Source organism: Alcanivorax sp. NBRC 102024, assembly GCF_001602235.1.
GTDB lineage: Bacteria > Pseudomonadota > Gammaproteobacteria > Pseudomonadales > Alcanivoracaceae > Alcanivorax.
Genome location: NZ_BDAS01000004.1, coordinates 53,254 through 75,331 on the forward strand (window position 1 = coordinate 53,254; position 22,078 = coordinate 75,331).

At 60.3% G+C, this 22,078-nt stretch carries 23 protein-coding genes; 21 read left to right on the top strand and 2 right to left on the bottom strand.

All coding sequences use genetic code 11. The annotated features are described in order from the left end of the window. The first annotated feature begins 45 nt into the window (after positions 1-45). From recJ to A0251_RS08265, 7 genes are all read left to right on the top strand, one after another. Entirely contained in the window at positions 46-1,770 is a 1,725-nt protein-coding gene (gene recJ / locus A0251_RS08235; RefSeq protein ID WP_062816387.1) for a single-stranded-DNA-specific exonuclease RecJ, read from the top strand. Between the two features lie 346 nt (positions 1,771-2,116). Beyond that, positions 2,117-2,401 carry a hypothetical protein gene (locus tag A0251_RS08240; protein ID WP_062816388.1) on the top strand — a complete coding sequence of 95 codons (285 nt, stop codon included), beginning with the start codon at positions 2,117-2,119 and terminating at the stop codon, positions 2,399-2,401. A gap of 349 nt (positions 2,402-2,750) precedes the next feature. Beyond that, a protein-coding gene (gene prfB, locus A0251_RS08245; protein WP_103916449.1) for a peptide chain release factor 2 occupies positions 2,751-3,867 on the top strand; the annotation gives its coding sequence in 2 pieces (ribosomal slippage) (positions 2,751-2,822 and positions 2,824-3,867; 1,116 coding nt in all). Between the two features lie 96 nt (positions 3,868-3,963). Beyond that, positions 3,964-5,466: a lysine--tRNA ligase gene (gene lysS / locus A0251_RS08250; protein ID WP_062816389.1), complete on the top strand. Its 1,503-nt coding sequence runs from the start codon at positions 3,964-3,966 to the stop codon at positions 5,464-5,466. Positions 5,467-5,578: 112 nt separating this feature from the next. Then, positions 5,579-6,247 (top strand): TetR/AcrR family transcriptional regulator, encoded by a 669-nt coding sequence (locus A0251_RS08255; protein WP_062816390.1) that lies wholly within the window; start codon positions 5,579-5,581, stop codon positions 6,245-6,247. Next, positions 6,240-6,932 (top strand): uracil-DNA glycosylase, encoded by a 693-nt coding sequence (ung, locus tag A0251_RS08260; RefSeq protein WP_062816391.1) that lies wholly within the window; start codon positions 6,240-6,242, stop codon positions 6,930-6,932. The genes A0251_RS08255 and ung overlap by 8 nt, the downstream gene beginning before the upstream one ends. A gap of 167 nt (positions 6,933-7,099) precedes the next feature. Continuing rightward, positions 7,100-8,212 (top strand): enoyl-CoA hydratase/isomerase family protein, encoded by a 1,113-nt coding sequence (locus A0251_RS08265; RefSeq protein ID WP_231874195.1) that lies wholly within the window; start codon positions 7,100-7,102, stop codon positions 8,210-8,212. 155 nt (positions 8,213-8,367) lie between these two features. Here A0251_RS08265 and A0251_RS08270 read toward each other — a convergent pair whose 3' ends face one another. Next, positions 8,368-9,306 carry a folate-binding protein YgfZ gene (locus tag A0251_RS08270; RefSeq protein WP_062816392.1) on the bottom strand — a complete coding sequence of 313 codons (939 nt, stop codon included), beginning with the start codon at positions 9,304-9,306 and terminating at the stop codon, positions 8,368-8,370. Positions 9,307-9,520: 214 nt separating this feature from the next. Here A0251_RS08270 and A0251_RS08280 point away from each other — a divergent pair, with 214 nt between their 5' ends. Next, the gene (locus A0251_RS08280) at positions 9,521-9,778 is read left to right on the top strand and encodes a succinate dehydrogenase assembly factor 2 (RefSeq protein ID WP_062816394.1); all 258 of its coding nucleotides are present in this window, start codon (positions 9,521-9,523) and stop codon (positions 9,776-9,778) included. After that, positions 9,744-10,139 (top strand): hypothetical protein, encoded by a 396-nt coding sequence (locus tag A0251_RS08285; protein WP_231874196.1) that lies wholly within the window; start codon positions 9,744-9,746, stop codon positions 10,137-10,139. Before A0251_RS08280 ends, A0251_RS08285 begins: the two co-directional genes overlap by 35 nt. A 141-nt stretch (positions 10,140-10,280) precedes the next feature. Here the strand turns inward: A0251_RS08285 and nadB are convergent, their stop codons facing one another. Continuing rightward, positions 10,281-11,882: an L-aspartate oxidase gene (gene nadB, locus A0251_RS08290; protein ID WP_062816395.1), complete on the bottom strand. Its 1,602-nt coding sequence runs from the start codon at positions 11,880-11,882 to the stop codon at positions 10,281-10,283. A 208-nt stretch (positions 11,883-12,090) separates the two neighbouring features. Here nadB and rpoE point away from each other — a divergent pair, with 208 nt between their 5' ends. The 12 genes from rpoE (at position 12,091) to recO (ending at position 21,914) form a co-directional block, all read left to right on the top strand. Continuing rightward, positions 12,091-12,675, top strand: coding sequence for an RNA polymerase sigma factor RpoE (gene rpoE / locus A0251_RS08295; protein WP_062816396.1), 585 nt, complete (start codon positions 12,091-12,093; stop codon positions 12,673-12,675). Between the two features lie 4 nt (positions 12,676-12,679). Continuing rightward, entirely contained in the window at positions 12,680-13,246 is a 567-nt protein-coding gene (locus A0251_RS08300) for a sigma-E factor negative regulatory protein (protein ID WP_062816397.1), read from the top strand. A 3-nt stretch (positions 13,247-13,249) separates the two neighbouring features. Further along, entirely contained in the window at positions 13,250-14,215 is a 966-nt protein-coding gene (locus tag A0251_RS08305; protein WP_082810802.1) for a MucB/RseB C-terminal domain-containing protein, read from the top strand. Continuing rightward, on the top strand, positions 14,215-14,691 hold the full coding sequence (locus tag A0251_RS08310) for a SoxR reducing system RseC family protein (protein WP_062816398.1): 477 nt from the start codon (positions 14,215-14,217) through the stop codon (positions 14,689-14,691). The genes A0251_RS08305 and A0251_RS08310 overlap by 1 nt, the downstream gene beginning before the upstream one ends. 12 nt (positions 14,692-14,703) lie before the next feature. Then, the gene (locus A0251_RS08315) at positions 14,704-16,152 is read left to right on the top strand and encodes a DegQ family serine endoprotease (RefSeq protein WP_062816399.1); all 1,449 of its coding nucleotides are present in this window, start codon (positions 14,704-14,706) and stop codon (positions 16,150-16,152) included. 271 nt (positions 16,153-16,423) lie between these two features. Continuing rightward, positions 16,424-18,223 carry a translation elongation factor 4 gene (lepA, locus tag A0251_RS08320; RefSeq protein WP_062816400.1) on the top strand — a complete coding sequence of 600 codons (1,800 nt, stop codon included), beginning with the start codon at positions 16,424-16,426 and terminating at the stop codon, positions 18,221-18,223. Beyond that, positions 18,223-19,014: a signal peptidase I gene (gene lepB / locus A0251_RS08325; protein WP_062816401.1), complete on the top strand. Its 792-nt coding sequence runs from the start codon at positions 18,223-18,225 to the stop codon at positions 19,012-19,014. Before lepA ends, lepB begins: the two co-directional genes overlap by 1 nt. Positions 19,015-19,016: 2 nt before the next feature. Next, the gene (locus tag A0251_RS08330) at positions 19,017-19,397 is read left to right on the top strand and encodes a DUF4845 domain-containing protein (RefSeq protein WP_231874197.1); all 381 of its coding nucleotides are present in this window, start codon (positions 19,017-19,019) and stop codon (positions 19,395-19,397) included. After that, complete coding sequence (gene rnc / locus A0251_RS08335; RefSeq protein ID WP_063508150.1) at positions 19,394-20,080, top strand: ribonuclease III; 687 nt, start codon at positions 19,394-19,396, stop codon at positions 20,078-20,080. Before A0251_RS08330 ends, rnc begins: the two co-directional genes overlap by 4 nt. After that, positions 20,073-20,981: a GTPase Era gene (gene era, locus A0251_RS08340; RefSeq protein ID WP_062816403.1), complete on the top strand. Its 909-nt coding sequence runs from the start codon at positions 20,073-20,075 to the stop codon at positions 20,979-20,981. Before rnc ends, era begins: the two co-directional genes overlap by 8 nt. Next, complete coding sequence (locus A0251_RS08345; protein ID WP_062816404.1) at positions 20,965-21,252, top strand: hypothetical protein; 288 nt, start codon at positions 20,965-20,967, stop codon at positions 21,250-21,252. Before era ends, A0251_RS08345 begins: the two co-directional genes overlap by 17 nt. Then, positions 21,252-21,914: a DNA repair protein RecO gene (gene recO / locus A0251_RS08350; RefSeq protein ID WP_062816405.1), complete on the top strand. Its 663-nt coding sequence runs from the start codon at positions 21,252-21,254 to the stop codon at positions 21,912-21,914. The genes A0251_RS08345 and recO overlap by 1 nt, the downstream gene beginning before the upstream one ends. The last annotated feature ends 164 nt before the right edge of the window (positions 21,915-22,078 follow it).

A 22,078-nucleotide genomic window follows, 5' to 3' on the forward strand; every position in this document is an offset into this window, starting at 1 on the left:
CAAGCAAGGCTCCAACGGTGGCGTGATTCTTTACCGAGCCCATTAATGCCCGTAGACAAACTCAGCCTGCCCAAAATCACCCGCCGACCGCAGCACACGCCGGACTGGCCGGATGTGCCGCCCTTGTTGGCGCGGATTCTGGCCGGGCGAGGCGTGGACGACCCGGCGCAGCTGGAGTTGGCGCTCAAGCGTTTGCCCCATCCGTCTGCCTTCACAGGACTGCGTGGGGCCGTGGAGCTGCTGTTACAAGGGCGATCCGACCACTGGCGTATCTGTATTGTCGGCGACTACGACGCCGATGGCGCCACCGCCACCACCCTGATGGTGCGGGGCCTTGAGCTGCTGGGCTTCCCGCGCCCGGATTTCCTGGTGCCGGACCGCTTCGAATATGGGTACGGACTGTCGCCGGCCATTGTCGAGCTGGCCCAGCAGCAGTACCGGCCGGACCTGATCATCACCGTGGATAACGGTATCGCCAGCGTGGACGGTGTCGCGGCCGCCCGGGCCCGGGGCATCAAGGTGCTGATCACCGATCACCACCTGCCCGGCGATACCCTGCCGGACGCGGATGCCCTGGTGAACCCGCGCCTGCCGGGCTGCGAGGATTTCCCCGCCGCCAACCTGGCCGGGGTGGGCGTGGCCTTCTATTTATTGATGGACCTGCAGCGGGCCCTGCGCGATCAGGGTTTCACCCCCACGCAACCGATCACCGATTTACTGGATCTGGTGGCCTTGGGGACCGTGGCGGATGTGGTGTCCCTTGACGACGCCAACCGGGTGCTGGTGGAGCAGGGCCTGCGCCGTATCCGCGCCGGCAAGGGCTGCCCGGGTATCCGGGCCCTGTTGCAGGTGGCCGGGCGCGATCCGAGCCGGGCGCTGGCGGCGGACATGGGGTTTGCGGTGGGCCCGCGGCTGAATGCGGCGGGGCGCCTGTCGGATATGACCCATGGCATTGCCTGTCTGCTGGCAGAGACCGAGGCGGAGGCGCTGGATATGGCCCAGGAGCTGGACACCATCAACCGCGAGCGCCGCTCCATCGAGCACGGCATGCGCGACGCGGCCATGGTCGAGGTGTCGCGGTTGAACCCGGAGAACCTGCCGGCAGGGCTGTGTCTGTACGGCAAGGAGTGGCACGAAGGGGTGGTGGGGATTCTTGCCTCACGGGTGAAGGAAATCATTCACCGCCCGGTGATCGCCTTTGCGCCGGCCCAGCAGCCGGGCACCCTGAAAGGCTCCGGCCGTTCCATACCCGGCTTGCACCTGCGCGATGCCCTGGATGCGGTGGCCACTGCTAACCCGGGACTGCTGAGCAAGTTCGGTGGCCACGCCATGGCGGCGGGGTTGTCCCTGGAGCGGGACAAACTGGATCAGTTCAAAGTGGCCTTCGAGAAGGCGGTCAGTGAGCTGCTGTCCCCCAGGGCCCTGGAAAAAGTGGTGGAGACCGACGGCGAGCTGGATGACCACGAGCTGTCCCTGATCAACGCGGAACTGCTCAGCCACCGCTTTCCCTGGGGGCAGGGCTTTCCGGCGCCGTGCTTCGATGGCGAGTTCGAGGTGCTCAAGCACCGCATCGTTGGTGAGCGCCACCTGAAACTGACCCTGGGCCTGCCCGGCGTCAACGGCATCATCGATGCCATCCACTTCAATGTGCCGGTGGAGGCCTTGCCCAGCCGCATCGCCCGGGTGCGCGGCGTCTACCGTCTGGAAGTCAACGAATTCCGCGGCCAGCGCAACCCGCAGCTGCTGTTCGAGCATCTGATTCCGCTGTAACGCTGCCAACCTCCCCGGAGCTATCCGGGCTACCCAAACTACCCAAACTACCCGATTCACCGTTGGAGCCTTGCTCGCAAGGCGAACAGCGAGCCCAGGCGAGCCTTCGACCCTTTCGCCTTGCGAGCAAGGCTCCAACGGGTGGGGATTGATCTGGCACACCCTGCCGCCCCGCAAAATTGTCGACAATGCTGTCGGCGGTGCCGGTTTTTGCTAGCATTGCGCTTCGCGCTCACCATCGGGCGCCTTTTTTACTGGGGTACGGCCCAAAAGGCCGTGCCGGCATTGACTGCGCGGGGTGGCTATCGTCCACCGCTGTGTTGTGTCCTTAACGGAGGGGACGAAGATGAAGACCATACACAAGCACCGCCTGAAGGTGGTGAACGAGGTGCAGGAGCTGCGCCTGCCCGAAGAAGGCAAGGTTCTGCGGGTGGATTATATTCCCCAGGAAGCCATTATTTTCATGTGGGTGGAAGTGGACGCGGACACCGTGATCGACACCCCCAAAGAAGTGCGTACCTTCAAGGTGTTCAACACCGGGTCCGGTATTCCCAATAATGCCCGTTATATCGGCACCACCATCAATCAGATGAAGCCGGATGCCTACCACGTCTACGAACTGAGAGACTGACATAGCGCGCCCGGGACATCGACAAAGCCGCTGTAGGAGTTCCTCTTGAGGGACGAATCCGAGCCCTGGCGAGGAAAGAGGCGATGCGGGTGTCACCTGATCATTCTGGAGACCCCGGTTGCTCTGCTGCTCCGAACCGAATCCGGGGCAGGCTCTGCGGATGATTTTCACGCTGACGCGTGGTTCGTCCCTCAAGAGGAACTCCTACAGCGGCTTCGTTATAAACGTGCGGGCCGCGCTCTTGCGGTGAAGCGGGCGGTGCCGCCCCTCGTCAGCCAACCCGCAAACCGTTAGACTGCGCTGTTTTCCACGTATCCATTCTGCCAAGCACTAATTCTAGAGAGACGTAATGGAAGTCAATCCGCTGCGAACCCATCTTTCCGACCTGTCTGAGCGTGTCGAAGCGCTTAGGGGGTATCTTTGACTATGATCAGAAGAGCGAACGTCTGACCGAAGTCGAGCGCGAGCTCGAAAGCCCGGATGTCTGGAGCGATCCGGACTATGCCCGGGGGCTGGGCAAGGAACGGGCCCAGCTGGAGCTGGTCGTCAACACCATCAATGAGGCCTCCCAGGGGGTGGAAGACACCTCCGGGCTGCTGGAGCTGGTGGTGGAAGAGGGCGACGAAGACAGCCTGCCGGAAGTGGAAAGCGAGCTGGACCGGCTGGAGAAGATGGTGGCGGATCTGGAGTTCCGTCGCATGTTCTCCGGCCAGATGGATGCCTGCAACGCCTACCTGGATATCCAGGCCGGGTCCGGTGGTACCGAAGCCCAGGACTGGGGCGAGATGCTGCTGCGCATGTACCTGCGCTGGGGCGAGGCCCACGGTTTCAAGACCGAGCTGGTGGAAGCGTCCGCCGGCGATGTGGCCGGAATCAAGTCGGCCACCATCCGTTTCGAGGGCGAGTATGCCTACGGCTGGCTGCGTACCGAAACCGGCGTACACCGGCTGGTGCGCAAGAGCCCGTTCGATTCCGGCGGTCGCCGCCATACCTCATTCAGCTCGGTGTTCGTGTCCCCGGAAGTGGACGACGATATCGACGTGAATATCGATGTGGGCAGCATGCGGGTGGACACCTACCGGGCCTCCGGTGCCGGTGGTCAGCACGTTAACCGGACCGATTCCGCGGTGCGCTTGACCTATGAATACACCGACGAGGGTGGCGAGAAGCACACCCTGGTAACCCAGTGTCAGAGCGGGCGCAGCCAGCACCAGAACAAGGACCAGGCCCTGAAAATGATGCAGGCCAAGGTCTATGAAGTGGAAATGCAGCGCCGCAATGCGGAAAAGCAGGCCCAGGAAAGCAACAAGTCGGATATCGGCTGGGGCAGCCAGATCCGTTCCTACGTGCTGGATGACGGTCGCATCAAGGACCTGCGTACGGGCGTGGAAAGCCACAATACCCAGCAGGTACTGGACGGCGCGCTGGACCCGTTTATTGAAGCGTCGCTGAAGGCTGGATTGTAAAAACTGACTGGTGAGGGTAGGCAGTTACCTGACTCTCAGTGGTTTAATGAGCAAAAAATGCCAGTGCAATGGCATTAAAGAAATCAAGGTACCCCAATGTCCAACGACGAGCAGCAGACACAGATCGATTCTCAGGAAGGGGCGCATGAAGAGAATCGCCTGATCGCCGAGCGCCGGGCCAAACTGGCCGAACTCCGTGAGGCGGGCAATGCGTTCCCCAATCACTTCCGCCGCGACTTCCTGGCTGCCGACCTGCAGGCGCAGTATGGCGAGTTCAGCAAGGAAGAGCTGGCAGAGAAGAATATTCAGGTCGCTGTTGCTGGCCGCATGATGCTTGATCGTAAGGCGTTCAAGGTGCTGCAGGACATGTCCGGGCGCATCCAGATTTATGCCTCCAAGGACGTGCAGAAAGACACCAAACATTGGGACCTGGGCGATATCGTTGGTGTGAAAGGCACCCTGTGCAAATCGGGCAAGGGTGACCTGTATGTGATGATGGATGAGTACCTGCTGCTGACCAAGGCGTTGCGTCCGCTGCCGGAAAAGCACAAGGGCCTCACTGATACGGAAGCCCGTTACCGCCAGCGTTACGTGGACCTGATCGTCAACGAAGAGACCCGCAAGGCCTTCCAGATCCGCTCGAAAATGGTGGCGGGGATCCGCAACTTCCTGGTGGAAAAGGGCTTCGTGGAAGCGGAAACTCCCATGTTGCAGGTGATCCCCGGTGGCGCCACCGCGCGGCCCTTCATCACTCACCACAACAGCCTGGATATGGACATGTACCTGCGCATCGCGCCGGAACTGTACCTGAAGCGCCTGGTGGTGGGTGGTTTCGAGAAGGTGTTCGAAATCAACCGCAACTTCCGTAACGAAGGGCTTTCCACCCGGCACAACCCGGAATTCACCATGCTGGAGTTCTACCAGGCCTTTGGTGATTACCACGACCTGATGAACCTGACCGAAGAGATGCTGCGCAAGCTGGCCCAGGATGTACTGGGCACCACGGAGGTGAGTTATCAGGGGGATGTGTACGATTTTGGTAAACCTTTTACCCGGATAACGGTTTTCGATTCGATTTTGCATTTTAATCCTGAAATAGACCCGGCGAAGCTGGCGGACCTGGATGGGGCCCGCGCCATTGCCGAGTCACTGGGGATTCCACTGAAAGACAGCTACGGCCTGGGCAAGGTGCAGATCGAGATCTTCGAGAAGACGGTGGAGCACCGCCTGAAGGACCCGACCTTTATCACCGAATACCCCACCGAAGTGTCGCCGCTGGCCCGTCGCATGGATGACAATCCGTTTGTGACCGAGCGTTTCGAATTCTTTGTGGGTGGCCGTGAAATCGCCAACGGTTTCTCGGAGCTCAATGACGCGGAAGATCAGGCCGAGCGTTTCCGCCAGCAGGTGGCGGAAAAGGATGCCGGTGATGACGAAGCCATGTTCTACGACGAGGATTACGTGACCGCTCTGGAGCATGGCCTGCCGCCGACAGCCGGTGAGGGTATTGGTATCGACCGACTGGTAATGTTGTTTACGGATTCACCGTCCATTCGGGACGTGATCTTGTTCCCGCATATGCGTCCCCAGGGGCGCTGAGGCTTGATTGGGGCACATTTTGTGCCCCGGCTTGCGGGTAGCGAGTGGGAGAGCGACACAACACATCCCCCCGGGGGGTAACGGGCTGAAACAACAAAGGCTGACTGTGTCCATGAGTAGTGCAATTCAATACCAAGGAAGAAAAGCGCGCCGTGCCGGCAGTGAACAACGTCGTCAGGCGATTCTTGAGGCCGCGCTGAACATTATTGTCAAAGAGGGCATTCGCGCAGTGCGACACCGGGCGGTCGCCCGTGAGGCGGATGTGCCCCTGTCGGCAACCACTTACTACTTCAAAGATATCTCCGACCTGATTGCCGATACCTTTACCCTGTTTGCCGAGCGGGCATTAAAGGAAGTGATTGAACCGTTCAAGCAGCAGGCCTTTGCGCTGTTATCCCAATTTTCCCGTGACAGTCTTGCCGATGCCGATGAGCGCCAGCGTCTGATCGACATGATGGGCAAGATGATGGCGGCCTTCATTGTGGACGAACTGAACACGCGGCGTGGCCATCTGGTGGCCGAGCAGGCGTTCATGCAGGAAGCCATCATGGACAGCCGCCTGCGTGAGCTGGCGGACCTGTACCTGCAGCAGCAGCTGGAGAGCCTGATCATCGCCACGGAACTGTTCGGCAGTGAGCACCCCCGCCTGGATGCGGAGTTGATTCTCATGGCCATGATCTCCATCGAGCAGCGCCTGCTGGTGCACCCGGAGAAGATCGAACAGAGCTTCGTTGAGGTGCGCATGTGTAACTTGCTGGACAAGTTGTTGCCCCATGGCTGAGAGCAGTGCCCAGAACGTGCAGCTGGAGCCCGGCTGGAAGCAGCATCTGGCCGGAGAGTTCGAACAGGATTACATGGCCCGGCTGCGGGCTTTCCTGGCGAGCGAAAAGCGGGCCGGAAAAACCGTGTTCCCGCCCGGCCCGGATATCTTCAACGCCTTCAACCTGACCCCCTTCGACAAGGTGAAGGTGGTGATCCTGGGGCAGGATCCCTACCACGGCCCGAACCAGGCCCATGGCCTGTGTTTTTCCGTCCAGCGTGGGGTCAAAACCCCGCCGTCGCTGGTCAATATCTACAAGGAAATCCATCGGGATCTGGGAATCGAGATACCGTCCCATGGCAATCTGACCCATTGGGCAGAGCAGGGCGTGCTGCTGCTCAATGCGGTGCTTACCGTGGAAGCCGGCCAGGCTGCCTCCCACCAGAAGCAGGGTTGGGAGCAGTTTACCGACCAGGCCATCGAACATCTGAATCGTGAGCGTGAGGGGCTGGTGTTTCTGCTCTGGGGCAGCCATGCCCAGAAGAAGGGCAAACTGATCGACCGCAATAAACACTGCGTGCTCACGGCCCCGCACCCGTCGCCGCTATCCGCCCACCGGGGCTTCCTCGGCTGCGGCCATTTTTCCCGTGCCAATCAGTACTTGTTGCAGCAGGGCAAGACGGCCATCGACTGGACGATCAGTTAATAGTGAACAGTTAACAGTGAATAGCTCGCGAGAGATTCTGTTGTTTCTCAGCCCAAGAGGCCGCGCCCAGAATGTTGGCGCGGCCTCTTGGCTGTGAACATCAGCGACGCTAGCCCGCGCGCTGTTAACTGTTCACTATTAACTATTCACTGCTTTATGGAGTTTTCGTGTCTGACTGCGTGTTGTTTTCCGAAATCGAAACCCGCTGCGGCCGAGTGATCGCCCGCGCTACCCTGAATGCCCCCAAGGCGCTCAATGCCCTGAGCCTGGAAATGATCCAGGCCCTGAGCCAGCAGATGGATCAGTGGGAGCAGCGTGATGATGTGGTAGCGATCTGGCTGGATGGGGCTGGGGGCAAGGCCTTCTGTGCCGGCGGAGACATCGTCCAGATGCACAAGTCCATGGTGAAACATGCCGGGGAAGGCAGAAACCCCTTTACCGAGCAGTATTTCGCCGAGGAATACGCCCTGGATTACCGCATCCACACCAGCCGGATTCCGGTGGTGGTGTTCGGTGATGGCATCGTCATGGGGGGCGGCATGGGGCTGCTGCAGGGCGCGGATTTCCGCCTGGTGACATCGCGCTCGCGCATGGCCATGCCGGAAATCACCATCGGTCTGTTCCCGGATGTGGGCGGCAGCTGGTTCCTGAACCGGCTGCCGGGCCGGGCCGGGTTGTTCCTGGGCTTGACCGGCGTGCACATCAACGGTCGTGAAGCGGTGGAAATCGGCATGGCCGACCGCATGGTGGATGGCGATGCAGAGTCCCTGCTGGCGGCGTTGGCAGAGCAGGCGTTTGCCGATGATGTCACCGACAACCGGGCCGTGCTGTATCGTCTGTTCAAGCAGCAGGCCGCTGACATGAGTGAGCTGAATCATCCACTGATTGATCACCTGCCGCAGATCAATCGCCTGTGCGATGGCGAGACCTTGCCAGTGGTGGTGGAGCAGTTGCTCGCCGCGAAGGATCGCGACAGCTGGCTGGACAAGGCGCTGGGTAACCTGGAGCGGGGCTGCCCGCAAACCGCACACCTGGTCTGGGAGCAGCTGGCCCGGTCCACCTATCTGTCCCTGGCCGATATTTTCCGCATGGAATGGTGTCTGGCAGTGCAGTGTTCCCTGCACGGCGACTTCCGCGAAGGGGTGCGCGCCCTGTTGATCGACAAGGACGGCAAACCGGCCTTCCGCCACCGCAGCGTCAACGATGTACCCCGGTCGTATATTGAGGGCTTCTTCCGGTGCCCGGCGCCGAAGCACCCGTTAGAAGCAATTAATAGTTAATAATGAATAATTAATAACGCCGCGAACAGTTTTTGTAGTTCCCAAGCGCAAGAGGCCGCGCCCAGATTCTGGACGCGGCCTCTTGCGTTTACAGTCATAGAAAACCCGGCCCGCGCCAGCTATTAATTATTCATTATTAACTATTAATTGAAGTTTCACTCTTTCCACGGCAATGAGTAGGGCAGTGCTCCCAACTGGCTGTCCAGGGCCTGTTCATCCCGGAACAGCACGCCATCCGTATCCCGACGCAGAACCACCAACGCAGCACGGCCCTGTGGGGTGCGGGCAGCGCTGACCACTTCGCCGGCGGCTCTGCCGTTGCTGTCGCGCAGGGTTTCGCCCGGTAACAGGTCCACGTCCGCGGTGTAGTCGATCCGCTGCATACGCTGTTTGAGCTTGCCCTTGAAGTGCATGCGGGCGACGACTTCCTGGCCGGTGTAGCAGCCCTTCTTGAAGTTCACCCCGGCGGTGACGTCGTAATTGAGCATCTGGGGCAGAAACAGATCTTCCGCGCCCGGGTAAACCATGCCCTCACCGGCGTCGATGTCGGCCAGCTGCCAGCCATTGGCGCGGGTTAGCGCCCGGTCGCTGGCCAGGGTCTGCCAGACCGGCTCGGCCCTGTCCTGCGGCACGATCAGCAGGGCGTGGTCGGTGAAGGGGTAACGCAGCCACAGGCCCTGATCGGTCTCGGCGCTGTTGCCGTGATCAGGGGCCGAGGCGGGGAGATGACCGGCCAGACCCAACACCACGAGATTCGGGTCCACGGTGAATTCCACCTTGGCGCGAAGCCGGTATTTCATCAGTGCCTTGATTACCGCCTCGCTCAGGCCGGCAGGACAGAGCAGCAGATAGTCGTCGCCGTCACGGACAATGCGTACGCTGACCAGGCCGCGTCCTTTCAGAGTCAGGTGCATGCCGGTGCGATGGCACTGTTGGTCCACTTCACGCAGGTCGCAGGACACCTGGCCCTGCAAATAGTGGCCCGCTTCCTCGCCGTGGGCGCGTATGACGGCAAGGTGGTCGCAATGGCTCAGATAGGGGGCTTGGGCGCTGTCGGCCAGGTCTTGGGTGGCGATAAAATCGGACCAGCTCATGGGGCTCCTGTGAAACGGACTGTCGCGAAGGGGCGAATAATGGTGCATATAGTCGCAATGTTGAAGATCGTAGGAGCCTTGCCAGCAAAGCCCCAACAACCCGTTAACAGCACACCATTCGAAATGAGGCTCGCACTTCACCACATCGGGAATGAGAAATCATCGGACATGATAGATAATGCAGGCTCAGTCTGGAAGATACGGCAAGTAATGCATGAGTGAAGACCTGAAACGCAAGTATCGTTGGCAGTGCCGCCGCGGCGCCTCGGAAGTGGAGGTGGTGCTGTACGGTTACCTGGATGATCATTTCGATAACGACTCGGCGGAGCATCAGGACTGGTTCGCCAAGCTGCTCGCCTGCGAAGATGCCGACATGTTCGAGTGGTTTACCTATCGCAGTGAGCCGCAAGACCCGGCGCTGCGCGAGTATGTACGCCATGTCCTTGCCCTGGTCTCCGCGAAAAAAGCTTGAGCTGACCCCCTCCCGCTATCCCGCCCGGCTGAAGTGGCTGGCGGTGATGGGGGTGGTGCCGGCAATCCTGCTGACGCAAATGCCCTGGTGGGCGCTGGTGCTGCTATTGCTGGCGTTACCGCTGCTTGTGCGAGGCTGGCAGCCGCCGCAGCTGTCCCAGATGGAACTCCACGAACAGGGTCTCACCCTCATCGGCCGTCACTGGCAGGAACTGGAACAACCTCGCCGGGTATTGCGCGTCGGCCCCTGGATGGCCATCCAGACCCCGAAAGGCTGGTTGCACCTGTTCGACGACCAGGCCCCCCGGGCGCGGCTGCAGCCGTTTTATCAGTGGCTGTGGACCAACAGGAAAAGCAGTTAATAGTGAACAGTGAATAGTTAACAGTGGCGCGAGCAACATATGTCGACCTCAACGCATAGAGGCCGCGCCCAGCCTCTGGGCGCGGCCTCTTGCCTTTCAGAACAGAAAGGGCCGGTTCGCGACGTTATTAATTATTAACTATTAATTATTCATTGTGTCCGGTGTCAGCACCGTATCCACCACCTCGTCATTCGTGCCGGGATAATCGCGCATGAAATGCAGCCCCCGGCTTTCCTTGCGTTGCATGGCGGAGCGGATGATGAGTTCGGCGATCACCACCAGGTTGCGCAGCTCCAGCAGGTCGTTGCTGATGTGATAGTTGCTGTAGTACTCGGCGATTTCGTTTCTCAGCAGCTCGGCCCGGTGCAGGGCCCGCTCCAGGCGTTTTTCCGTGCGCACGATACCCACGTAATCCCACATGAAGCGGCGCAGTTCATCCCAGTTATGGCTGATCACCACGTCCTCGTCGGAATCGGTGACCTGGGATTCATCCCATTCCTTGTGCTCGCGGGGTTCCGGCACGTCGGCCAGGGTGGCGCCGATGTGTTCGGCTGAGGCCTTGCCATAGACCAGACACTCCAGCAGGGAGTTGCTGGCCATGCGGTTGGCGCCGTGCAGGCCGGTGAAGCTGGTTTCGCCGATGGCGTAAAGACCGGGCACATCGGTCTGGCCGTTTTCGTTGATCATCACGCCGCCGCAGGTGTAGTGGGCGGCGGGCACCACCGGCATGGGATCACGGGTGATATCCAGGCCCAGTTGCAGACACTTGGCATAGACGGTGGGGAAGTGCTCAATAATGAAATCCGCCGGCTTGTGGCTGATATCCAGATACAGACAGTCCGCCCCGAGGCGCTTCATTTCATGGTCGATGGCGCGGGCTACCACGTCCCGGGGGGCCAGTTCTCCGCGTTCATCAAAGCGATGCATGAAGCGCTCACCGCTGGGCAACAGCAGGTGCCCACCTTCGCCGCGAATGGCCTCGGTGACCAGAAAACTTTTGGCCTTGGGGTGGTACAGGCAGGTGGGGTGGAACTGCATGAATTCCATGTTGGCCACCCGGCAGCCGGCCCGCCAGGCCATGGCGATGCCGTCGCCGGTGGCCACATCCGGATTGGACGTATACAGGTAGACCTTGGAGGCGCCGCCGGTGGCCAGCACCACGGCTTTGGCCAGAATGACGTCGGTTTCGCCGGTCTCGATATTGTGCACATAGGCGCCGCAGCAGCGCTTTTCGCCGTGGTGCTCCTGCAGGATCAGGTCCACGGCCACCCGATATTCGAAGCGGGTCACGTTGTCTTTTTTACGCACCTGGCCGATCAGGGTGCCGGAGATAGCCTTGCCGGTGGCGTCGGCGGCATGAATGATGCGGCGGTGGCTGTGCCCGCCCTCACGGGTCAGGTGGTAGGGCAGGGCGCTGTCGTTATCGCCGGTCAGTCGGGTGAAATCCACCCCCAGATCAATCAGCCAGCGGATCGCATCCGGGCCGTTTTCCACCGTGTAACGGACCGCGTCATCATGGCACAGGCCACCCCCGGCCACGTGCGTATCGGCCACGTGACTTTCCAGGGAATCTTCCTGGTCCAGCACCGCGGCGACGCCCCCCTGGGCGTAATAGGTGCTGGCGCTGGTCAGCTCGCCTTTGGACAACAGGGCGATCCGGCAATCATCGGGCAGGCGCAGGGCGGTGGTTAATCCTGCCGCTCCGGAACCAATGATGAGTACATCGTGTCGGAAGGTGGCCATGAACAATCCTTAGAACGCCCGAACAAATGTTCAAGCAATGTGAAATGGGTAGGCAAAACAGCCCCATAGTATAGCCGGGACCCTCACACCTGCTACAATGGCACGCTTTAATTGGTCATAGACCCGATTTGCCCATTCACCTCGGCAACCCGGGTTCCGATGCGACCACAGCCATGTATCCGCGTTTCGCGAAAGATCCGGGGGATCGGTGTCAGACGAAGAGTTGGTCAAGAAAGCCAAAACCGGCGATCAGCGTGCCTTTGAAGTGCTGGTACGCAAATATCAGCAGCGTATTTTCGCCCTGATCAGCCGTTACGTGCGTGACTCGGATGAAGTGCAGGACGTGGCCCAGGAAGCCTTTCTCAAAGCCTGGCGTGCGTTGCCCCGTTTCCGGGGTGACAGTGCCTTTTACACCTGGCTTTATCGTATTGCCGTGAATACCGCCAAGAACCATTTGGTGGCCGCTGGTCGGCGTCCGCCGGGTTCCGACCTGGATGCGGCCGAGGCCGAGCAATATGCCGGAGCAGAAATGCTGCACGAGATTGGAACCCCGGAGTCCCTCGTGTTGTCACAGGAGTTAGAGGCAGTTATCCATGAAGCCATTGATGAGCTGCCCCATGAACTGAAAACTGCCGTTACCCTGCGGGAATTCGAGGGCCTCAGCTATGAGGACATTGCGGCGGTAATGGAGTGTCCGGTGGGTACGGTTCGCTCCCGTATCTTCCGGGCTCGGGAAGCAATTGATAATGCTGTGCGCCCACTGCTGGGCTCCCAGCGTGGCGACAAAGGGTGAGTGTATGAACAGGGACCTGGAAACACTGTCCGCTTTCCTTGACGGGGAAACCAGCGAGCTGGAAACCCGTCGGGTCATGCGTGATATCGACAATGCGGATCTGGATGCATTGTCCCGCTGGCAGCTGGCCCGGGATGTGATGCATAAGCAGTCCACCATGAGTGTGCCGGAGGGCTTCAATGCCAGCCTGTCTGCGGCGCTGGCGGCTGAACAGGCGCCGTCCCGTCGTCCGGCCTGGTTGGGCAGTGTGAGCCGGCTGGCTGTTGCCGCCTCTGTGGCTGCTGCCACGGTGGTGGGCTGGCAGAGCTGGGATGCGACCCAGTCTTCCGGTGCTGCGCCGGTGATGGCGTCGGCCCAGGACAGCCGCATGAGCCGCCCGTTTGCCGAGGCGTCGCTGGTATCCCGGTCTTTCACCGCCAACAATGCGGTGGTCACGCCGGCGGCCCAGGTTCAGCCCCGCGGTAACGACATGCTCCTGCGGCACAGCGAGTTTGCTGCCCGCAACAGCGGTCAGGGGATGATGCCTTTTGCCCGTCTGGTGAGTATGGATGCCCGCAGTGGAGCCCGCTAACGGATGATGCTGCGCGCACTCGCCCTTTCCCTGTCTCTTTGTTCGCCTCTGGTTGCGCTGGCGGAAGCATCGCCGGCGCACGACCAGCTCCAGGCCATGGCCGAGGCCAATCGCTCCCTCAATTATACCGGCCGTTTCCTCTATCAGTTCGGTGCGGAAATCAGCACCATGGAAGTCAGCCACGCGCTGATCGAAGGCCGCCAGTACCAGCGTCTGACCCATCTGGATGGTCGCCTGGTGGAGGTAATCCGACGTGGTGACGAGGTGCTCTGTCTGCACCCGGACCGCAGTCTTACCCGTCTGAGCAGCAAACAGATGGGCCCACTGGCTCTGGGCGACCGCCTGGCCAGTGATTTGCCGGAACAATACAACATCCTCATTGATGGCGATGGCCGGGTAGCCGGGCGCACGACAACGCGTATGCGTGTGGCTCCCCTGGATACCCACCGTTATGGTTATCGCCTGTGGCTGGATCAGGAATCCCGACTGCTGCTGAAATCCGAAGTGGTGGATGGCAGCGGTGTGGCTCTGGAGCGGGTGGAGTTTGTCACCCTCAACCTGTCGCCGCAGCTGGGCCTGGACCACTTCGCAGTCCCGGAAGCCCGCCATGAAAAAGCCCTGGCGCCGGTGCCGGATTCCCATCCCTCCCTCACATTGACGGTGACCCCGGAGTGGTTGCCCGCCGGTTTCCGTGCCATGGAGCAGGACTGGCGACAGGCGACCACAGACCGTGCGCCGGTGGCTGCCCGGGGCTTCAGCGATGGTCTGGCCGCCTTCACGGTGTTCGTGGAAGCCATTGGCGAGAACAGCGTGGAAGAAGGCGTCAGCCGGGTCGGGCCCACGGTGGCCGTCAGCCGCCGGCTGGCCGCCCCCAGCGGTGTCTATCTGGTGACTCTGGTGGGAGAAGTGCCGCAGAGTACGGCGCTGCGCGTCATCGAGGGCATCAGCGTCAGGGAAAATCAGCCGTAATGCTGCTTGAGCACGGCACAGTAGTGGCGGTGGAAGCTGACGCTATCTGGGTGGAGACCGTGCGTGCCTCCACCTGCGGTGCTTGCAAGGCCAAGGCCGGATGCGGCCACCATCTTGTGAATCAACAGCAGAGTGGGCAGCGTGCCCATCTGCGCGTTCCTGTTTCTTCTCGTGAGAGTCACCAGGTTGGCGATACCGTGCAACTGGCACTGCCGGAAGGGGCCCTCATGCGTGGCGCCTTGTGGGTCTACGGCCTGCCTCTGGCACTGTTGGTGGCCGGAGCCGTGCTGGGGACCCTGCTGCCAGTGACGGCCTTTGACGCCTCGGCCCTGTTTGGCATGGGCGGTCTGGTGCTGGGTTTTGTGATCAACCGTGTACTGAGTCGACGGGCCAGTCATAATCGGGCCTATCAGCCGTATCTGGTGGCATCCGGGGACGACGGTTGCCAGGCGGTGGTCGTACAGCCTGCAAAATAAAAGGAGAGCCCAATGAGCGGATTTCAGCGAGTGGCAACACTGTGTCTGGTGATTTTCACCGGTCTGCTGGTGGCCTGCACCGAGCCGGAGAGCCAAGCGCCCCGGGAGCGGGCTGAACCCCTGGTGACCGGACTGCCGGATTTTACCCGCCTGGTGGAAAAAGAGGGCCCGGCGGTGGTGAACATCAGCACCATCACCCGCCAGGATGAAGACTCGGTCCGTGACCAGCTGGAGCAGCTGCCGGAATTCTTTCGCCGTTTTTTTGAGCAGTTTGGCGGTGAAGACGGCGTGCCCTCAATGCCGCAGGAACGGGAGGCCCGTTCGCTGGGTTCCGGGTTCATCATCTCCGCGGATGGCTATGTATTGACCAACAATCATGTGGTGGCCGAGGCGGACGAAATCATTGTGCGCCTGCAGGACCGTCGCGAACTGAAAGCGGAACTGATCGGCGCCGACGAGCAGAGTGACCTGGCTCTTCTGAAACTGGATGGCGAAGATCTGCCGGTGGCCAACATCGGCTCCTCCGAGGATCTCAAGGTGGGTGAATGGGTGCTGGCCATCGGGGCACCTTTCGGTTTCGACAGTAGCGTCACCGCCGGAATTGTCAGTGCCAAGGGCCGCAGCCTTCCCAACGACAGCTATGTGCCCTTTATCCAGACAGATGTGGCCATCAACCCGGGCAACAGCGGTGGCCCGCTGTTCAACCTGAGCGGGGAAGTGGTGGGCATCAATTCCCAGATCTTCAGCCGTTCCGGTGGCTACATGGGCGTGAGCTTTGCCATTCCCATCGATATGGCCATGGACGTGGTCAGCCAGATCAAGGAGCACGGCAAGGTCAGCCGCGGCTGGCTGGGTGTGCTGATTCAGGAAGTGGATCGGGACCTGGCCGAGTCCTTCGGGCTGGATCAGCCGAAAGGGGCGCTGGTCTCCCAGGTGCTGGAGGGCTCTCCCGCCGAGGCGGCCGGTGTACAGGCCGGCGATATCATCGTCTCGTTCAATGGCGAAGCGATCTATCGGTCCTCCGAATTGCCCCGCTGGGTGGGCCGGGTTACCCCGGAAACGGAAGCGTCCATGGTGGTGATTCGTGATGGCAAGGAAAAGGAACTGGAGGTGACCATCGGCCTGTTGCCAGACGACCCGGAGATGGCCCTGCGTGGTGGTGGTGGCCAGGCCGCACCGGACGGCGCCAATGCCCTGGGGCTGAAAGTCCGCGCTGCCAGTGCCACGGAACTGAGCCGCCTGGATCTGAAAGCCGGGGTGATCGTCACCGAAGTGGGTGATGGCCCGGCAGCGAAGGCCGGTATTGCCAGCGGCGACATTCTGGTCACCCTGAACAACAAGCCCGTGAATGACCCGGAGTCCTTCAGTGAGGTGGTGGCGGGGCTGCCCGAGAGCGGCACAGTTGCCGCCCTGATCAACCGGGACGGCAACCCCCGCTTCCTGCCCATCAAGCTGCCCTGAGGGGCGGTTTGGGATGGAGCGGGGGGCTTGCTGGCGCTGAATCCGTCGCGAGTCACGAGGAGCGAGTAACGAACAGCAGAACCGGCCGTGTGCCTTTCGCTTCTCGTGACTCGCGCCTCGCAACTCAAGCCTGACAGCATCCCGGGGCGCCTGGAACTTGTCTCTGCCACCCGTCTGGACCAACGCCCGTGCAACCCCCTCCCGTTCAGGCTAGAATCGCGCCCCACTGCGTGCCGTTTTCCCGGCAACACCCTTTTGTGCAACAGGCCCTATGACTGACATCAAGAATATTCGTAACTTTTCCATCATCGCCCATATCGACCATGGCAAATCCACCCTGGCGGACCGTTTTATCCAGGTCTGCGGTGGCCTGACCCAGCGCGAGCTGAAGGAGCAGGTGCTGGACTCCATGGAGCTGGAACGGGAGCGGGGGATCACCATCAAGGCCCAGAGCGTGACGCTCTACTACAAGGCCCGGGATGGGGAAACCTACCAGCTGAATTTCATTGATACTCCGGGGCATGTGGATTTCTCCTACGAGGTCTCCCGCTCCCTGTCGGCCTGTGAAGGGGCCCTGCTGGTCGTGGATGCGGCCCAGGGCGTGGAAGCCCAGTCCGTGGCCAACTGCTATACCGCCATCGAACAGGATCTGGAAGTGCTGCCGGTCTTGAACAAGATCGATCTGCCCCAGGCCGAGCCGGAGATGGTGATCAACGAGATCGAAGAGATCATCGGCCTGGATGCCCATGATGCCTGCCGGGTGTCCGCCAAGACCGGCGTTGGTGTGGATGATCTGCTGGAACAGCTGGTGGAGCGTATTCCGGCCCCGGAAGGGGAGCGTGATGGCGATATGCAGGCACTGATCATCGACTCCTGGTTCGATAACTACCTGGGCGTGATTTCCCTGGTACGGATGAAGCATGGCCGCCTGAAGAAGGGCGACAAGATTCTGGTGAAATCCACCGGCCAGACCCACGTGGTGGACCAGCTGGGCATCTTCACCCCGAAACGCACCGAGACCAAGCACCTGGAAGCCGGGGAAGTGGGCTGGGTGAGTGGCAGCATCAAGGACATTCATGGGGCGCCGGTGGGCGATACCCTGACCCTGGCCAAGACCCCGGATGTGCCGGCACTGCCGGGCTTCAAGAAAGTGAAGCCGCAGGTGTATGCGGGCATGTTCCCGGTGAGTGCGGATGATTACGAAGATTTCCGCGATGCCCTGGCCAAGCTGACCCTGAATGACGCCTCGTTGTTCTACGAGCCGGAAACCTCCGATGCCCTGGGCTTCGGCTTCCGGGTGGGCTTCCTGGGCATGCTGCACATGGAAATCATCCAGGAGCGCCTGGAGCGTGAGTATGATCTGGACCTGATCACTACCGCGCCCACCGTGGTCTATGAAATTGTCCTGTCCGATGAAAGCGTGCTGTACGTGGACAACCCCTCAAAGCTGCCGGAAGGCAACAAAATCGAGGAATTCCGCGAGCCCATCGCCCGGGTGAATATCCTGGTGCCCCAGGAGTTTGTGGGGAATGTGATCACCCTGTGTGTGGAGCGCCGGGGCTCGCAGATCAACATGCAGTACCTGGGTAAGCAGGTAGCGCTGACCTACGACATTCCCATGGCGGAAGTGGTGCTGGATTTCTTCGATCGCATCAAGTCCGTGAGCCGGGGCTTTGCCTCCATGGATTATGCCTTCGAGCGCTTCGAAGCCACCAAGCTGGTGCGGGTGGATGTCCTGATCAATGGTGACAAGGTGGACGCCCTGGCCATGATTTGTCATCTGGACCAGTCCGCCTACCGGGGCCGCGCCCTGTGCGAAAAGATGAAGGAACTGGTGCCGCGCCAGATGTTCGATGTGGCCATCCAGGCCGCCATCGGCAGCAAGATCATTGCCCGTCAGACCGTCAAGGCATTGCGCAAGAATGTGACCGCCAAGTGTTATGGGGGTGACGTATCACGCAAGAAAAAACTGTTGCAGAAACAGAAAGAAGGCAAGAAGCGCATGAAGCAGGTGGGCAATGTGGAAATCCCCCAGGAAGCGTTCCTTGCAGTACTCAAGGTGGATGATTGATGGATATTGATATCGGTTTTTGGCTGTCCCTTGCGCTGCTGGTCACCGTTGCGATCTGGGTTATCGACAAGGTCTTCAAGCTCAAGCAGAAGGGCGGGCGCGTGGAAGGCGCCGTGGAGACCTCCAATTCCCTTATCTCCGTTTTCTTTGTGGTACTGGTCATTCGCTCCTTTATCGTCGAGCCGTTTACGATCCCCTCCGGTTCCATGCTGCCCACCCTGCAGGTTCACGACTTCATCCTGGTGAATAAATTCGCCTATGGCCTGCGGTTGCCGGTGACCAATACCAAAATTGTCGAGACCGGTGAGCCCCAGCGGGGCGATGTCCTGGTGTTCAAGTTTCCGGAAAACCGCAGCCAGAACTTTATCAAGCGGGTGGTCGGGTTGCCCGGCGATACCGTTCAGGTGAAAGACAATGTGGTCACAGTGAACGGCGAGCCGATTCAGCGCGAGTTGGTGCGCGAGTGGGAAGGCTCCGGGGCCTGGCGGCGTGAGTATGTGGAACAGCTGGGGGACAGCCGTCACCTCATCTGGCAAGAAGGCAAGATCAACCCCTTTACCGGCCGCAAACTGCCGCAAAGCCGCACCCAGGGCGAATGGCAGGTGCCGGAAGACGCCTACTTTGTGATGGGCGACAACCGGGATAACAGTAACGACAGCCGATTCTGGGGTATAGTCCCGGAAGAGCTGGTGGTCGGCGAAGCGTTCCTGATCTGGATGCATTGGGAGCCGATCTTCTCCATACCCAGTTTTTCCCGTAATGGCGCCATAGACAAGGTGGAGGCGAATTAATAATGATGACAATGCCATCACAGCAACGCGGAATTTCGTTAATCGGTTGGGCGGTGATCCTGCTTGTGGCCGTGGTCTTCGGTACGGCAGCCCTGCGAATGGTGCCCGCGTACATGGAGCACAACACGATTTCATCGTCGATCAAGTCGTTGATGCAGGACAGCAAGACTGCGCTGATGTCCCCCCGTGAAGTGCAGGATGCCCTGAACAAGCGCTTTACCATCAACCAGGTCAACGTGATCACCGCCAACGACCTGGCGATCAGCAAGGAAGGCGGCATTCTCAAAATCAGTACTGATTATGAGGTTCGCGAGCCCATGTTCTACAACGTCAGCATCGTGATGACCTTTCAGGACGAGTTCAGCAAAGACGTTCGCCAGTGAATAATGATCTTGATCGTTTGATGGCCCGGTTGGGCTATCGGTTCAATGATATTGAACTACTGGCGCTGGCACTGACTCACCGCAGTGTCAGTCGCCATCGCAACTACGAGCGCCTGGAATTCCTCGGCGATGCCCAGCTCGGGCAGATTATTTCCGTCGCGCTTTTCGAGCGCTTTCCGGACGCGGCGGAAGGGCAGCTCACCCGGATGCGAGCGTCGCTGGTGCGCGGCCAGACTCTGGCGCTGGTGGCCCGAGAGCTGGGGCTGGGGGACTACCTGGTGCTGGGCGGAGGGGAGCTGAAGAGCGGCGGATTTCGTCGCGATTCCATTCTGGCAGACGCCCTGGAAGCGATTATCGGGGCTATCCTGCTGGATGGTGGTGAATCGCCGTGCCGCAAGGTGGTGCTGGACTGGTTCGATGAGCGGCTGCGCATCATTACTCCGCAGAGTGCCCAGAAAGACGCCAAAACCCGCTTGCAGGAATGGCTGCAGGCCCGCAAATTCGAATTGCCTACCTATCAGGTCACCCAGGTGGAAGGGCTTGCCCCCAAGCAGACCTTTGAAGTGACCTGTGAGCTGGAACAGATGCAACAAACTTTCAAGGCTCAGGGAGCCAGCCGTCGCAAGGCCGAACAGCAGGTGGCGGCCAATGTCCTGAGCTGGCTGGAGCAGCAGTATGACTGACGTAAAACCGACCCGCTGTGGCATGGTGTCCATCGTTGGCCGGCCCAATGTGGGCAAGTCCACCCTGATGAATCACCTGATCGGGCAAAAGGTCAGCATTACTTCGCGTAAGCCGCAAACCACCCGGCACCGCATCCACGGTATTCATACCCGGGATCACTACCAGATCATTTTTGCCGACACCCCCGGTATCCATACCGGCCAGGACCGGGCTCTCAACCGGGCCATGAACGACGCTGCGGTTTCCACGCTCAGCGGGGTGGATGTGGTCTGCATGATGGTGGACGGCCTCAAGTGGACTCCGGCGGACGAGCATGTGCTGTCACTGTTGCCACAGCACCCGGAGATGCCGGTGCTGCTGATCATCAACAAGGTGGACAGCCTGGACGACAAGGCCCAGCTGCTGCCACATATCGAGACTCTCAGCGAGCGTTATCCCTTTGATGCGGTCGTGCCGGTATCTGCGCTGCGGGAGCAGAACCTGGAAGCGCTGGAAAAAGCGCTGGTAGAGCGTTTGCCGGAAGGCGAATTCTGGTACGACGAAGATCAGCTCACCGACCGCAGTCTGCGTTTTATGGCGGCAGAAATCATTCGTGAGAAAGTGGTGCGCCAGCTGGGCCAGGAGCTTCCCCACCAGGTCAGCGTGGAAGTGGAAATGTGGGAAGACGGCCCCCGTATCACCGAAATCTCCGCTGCCATCCTGGTGGAGCGCCGTGGCCAGAAAAAGATTCTTATTGGTGACGGCGGTGATCGCATCAAGCAGATTGGCACCCAGGCCCGGGAAGATATCGAGCGTCTTATCGAGCGCAAGGTAATGCTGAACCTGTGGGTGAAGATCAAGGCCGGCTGGTCCGATGATGCCCGGGCCCTGCGTTCCCTTGGCTATGACGAACGGAATTAAGCAGCAAGCTTCAAGCTACAAGCTGCAACACGAAGTTGGCACTGTGCTAACCGACAGCGTTCGCCGCTTCGTGCTGCAAGGCTTATCTTCTGAGCGCCGTTTGGGTGTTACTCCACTGCGCTTCGTCACAGTAAATAAGTATATTTTCCCCATGTGGGAAGCGATGCTTGCATCGCGAATCCCCAGCGTGAATCGCGGCTATGGCCTGCACTGTGTAGCACAGACCTTTGTCGCGTTGCAGCTTGAAGCTTTTAGCTTGGAGCCGTTCTAGTGAACCCCACCCTGCAACCCGCCTGGCTGTTGCACCGCCGGCCCTTCCGCAATACCAGCCTGATCGTGGAGTTGTTTGTGCCCGCATTGGGTCGCGTAGGAGCAGTGGTGCGGGGCGGGCGCAAGGATCCGTTGCTGGCACCGTTTACCCCCCTGTGGATTGAACTGAAAAGCGCAGGCGAGCTATACAGTTTTCGCGGTTGTGAACCCCGAGGGCAGCGCCTGGCCTTGCAGGGAAAGCCCCTTTACTGCGGGTTTTACCTGAACGAACTGCTCACCCGGTTACTGCATCGAGACGACCCTCATCCGGAACTCTGGCCGCTTTACGAGCAAGCCCTCAATGCGCTCATGGAGGGACAGTGTCTGGATGTGGCCCTGCGTCAGTTCGAGCTGGGCCTGCTGGAGGAAATGGGCTACGGCATCGCCCTGGGGTACGATATTCACGGCGAGGCTGTGCGTCCTGACGGATACTATCTGCTGGACCCGCAGCAGGGGCTGTTGCCCGCTGGTGAGGGGTACCATGGCAATGATTTACTGGCCATCGTCAATGGCGACTGGCAGCCGGCAGCCCGCAAAACCGCTCTCCACCTGTGCCGGGCATTGCTGGCCCCGCACCTGGGAGACAAACCCCTGAAAAGCCGTGAGCTGTTTCGGGAGAAATGAATCCGTAGTAGGAGCCATGCTTGCAGGGTAAAGATCAGAAGCGAGTTACGAGGAGCGAGTTGCGAAGGGCAAAAGAGGGTTTATGCCTTTCGCTTCTCGTGACTCGTTCCTCGCGACTGTAATTTCCGCCATGCGAGCATGGCTCCTACGGTAACCGACGAAAT

What these genes read in the sequence shown, in the direction of transcription:
- recJ (WP_062816387.1), top strand. Translation starts at nt 46, where the DNA reads ATGCCCGTAGACAAACTCAGCCTGCCCAAAATCACCCGCCGACCGCAG.
- lepA (WP_062816400.1), top strand. Translation starts at nt 16,424, where the DNA reads ATGACTGACATCAAGAATATTCGTAACTTTTCCATCATCGCCCATATC.
- lepB (WP_062816401.1), top strand. Translation starts at nt 18,223, where the DNA reads ATGGATATTGATATCGGTTTTTGGCTGTCCCTTGCGCTGCTGGTCACC.
- A0251_RS08270 (WP_062816392.1), bottom strand. Translation starts at nt 9,306, where the DNA reads ATGAGCTGGTCCGATTTTATCGCCACCCAAGACCTGGCCGACAGCGCC.
- A0251_RS08285 (WP_231874196.1), top strand. Translation starts at nt 9,744, where the DNA reads ATGTCCTTGCCCTGGTCTCCGCGAAAAAAGCTTGAGCTGACCCCCTCC.
- ung (WP_062816391.1), top strand. Translation starts at nt 6,240, where the DNA reads ATGGCTGAGAGCAGTGCCCAGAACGTGCAGCTGGAGCCCGGCTGGAAG.
- A0251_RS08300 (WP_062816397.1), top strand. Translation starts at nt 12,680, where the DNA reads ATGAACAGGGACCTGGAAACACTGTCCGCTTTCCTTGACGGGGAAACC.
- A0251_RS08315 (WP_062816399.1), top strand. Translation starts at nt 14,704, where the DNA reads ATGAGCGGATTTCAGCGAGTGGCAACACTGTGTCTGGTGATTTTCACC.
- A0251_RS08280 (WP_062816394.1), top strand. Translation starts at nt 9,521, where the DNA reads ATGAGTGAAGACCTGAAACGCAAGTATCGTTGGCAGTGCCGCCGCGGC.
- lysS (WP_062816389.1), top strand. Translation starts at nt 3,964, where the DNA reads ATGTCCAACGACGAGCAGCAGACACAGATCGATTCTCAGGAAGGGGCG.
- nadB (WP_062816395.1), bottom strand. Translation starts at nt 11,882, where the DNA reads ATGGCCACCTTCCGACACGATGTACTCATCATTGGTTCCGGAGCGGCA.
- A0251_RS08240 (WP_062816388.1), top strand. Translation starts at nt 2,117, where the DNA reads ATGAAGACCATACACAAGCACCGCCTGAAGGTGGTGAACGAGGTGCAG.
- A0251_RS08305 (WP_082810802.1), top strand. Translation starts at nt 13,250, where the DNA reads ATGATGCTGCGCGCACTCGCCCTTTCCCTGTCTCTTTGTTCGCCTCTG.
- A0251_RS08255 (WP_062816390.1), top strand. Translation starts at nt 5,579, where the DNA reads ATGAGTAGTGCAATTCAATACCAAGGAAGAAAAGCGCGCCGTGCCGGC.
- A0251_RS08310 (WP_062816398.1), top strand. Translation starts at nt 14,215, where the DNA reads ATGCTGCTTGAGCACGGCACAGTAGTGGCGGTGGAAGCTGACGCTATC.
- era (WP_062816403.1), top strand. Translation starts at nt 20,073, where the DNA reads ATGACTGACGTAAAACCGACCCGCTGTGGCATGGTGTCCATCGTTGGC.
- A0251_RS08345 (WP_062816404.1), top strand. Translation starts at nt 20,965, where the DNA reads ATGACGAACGGAATTAAGCAGCAAGCTTCAAGCTACAAGCTGCAACAC.
- A0251_RS08330 (WP_231874197.1), top strand. Translation starts at nt 19,017, where the DNA reads ATGATGACAATGCCATCACAGCAACGCGGAATTTCGTTAATCGGTTGG.